Consider the following 382-nt stretch of genomic DNA (forward strand, 5'->3'; position numbering starts at 1 on the left):
TGGGAATTTGTTAAATTCATCACCAGTAAGGAATCCCAGATATACTGGGCATCCCAGGTTTACGATACCGTGGCAAATATTGAAGCGTCCCAGGATCCGTCTCTGATGGAAATTCCTGTATTTAAGATGGCACTGGAGGCAATGCCTACTACAGTTGTCACTCAGGACAGACTGACTGCGCCGGGCGCATCTGATATTGTGCTTCCGTATCTGGATGAAATCATTCTTGGCAGCAAGACGCCGCAGGAGGCACTTGACGAGGCTCAGGCCCAGGTTGAACAGCTGGTTTCAGACAATAAATAGCGGATACGTCGGGAAATGAGAACTGGTGACAGATAAGTAAGATACTGAAGATGGGTACTTCCTGTCATATGGAAGGCTG

The 382-nt window shown here is 47.9% G+C and carries 1 protein-coding gene; it reads left to right on the forward strand.

Annotated elements, in window-relative coordinates; genetic code table 11:
- Nucleotides 1–303, forward strand: a 303-nt coding sequence (locus NE664_15695; protein MCQ4728077.1) for a hypothetical protein, incomplete at its 5' end; no start/stop codon positions are given.
- Between the last annotated feature and the right edge of the window lie 79 nt (nt 304–382).

This window comes from Anaerotignum faecicola, assembly GCA_024460105.1.
Taxonomy (GTDB): Bacteria; Bacillota; Clostridia; order Lachnospirales; family Anaerotignaceae; genus JANFXS01.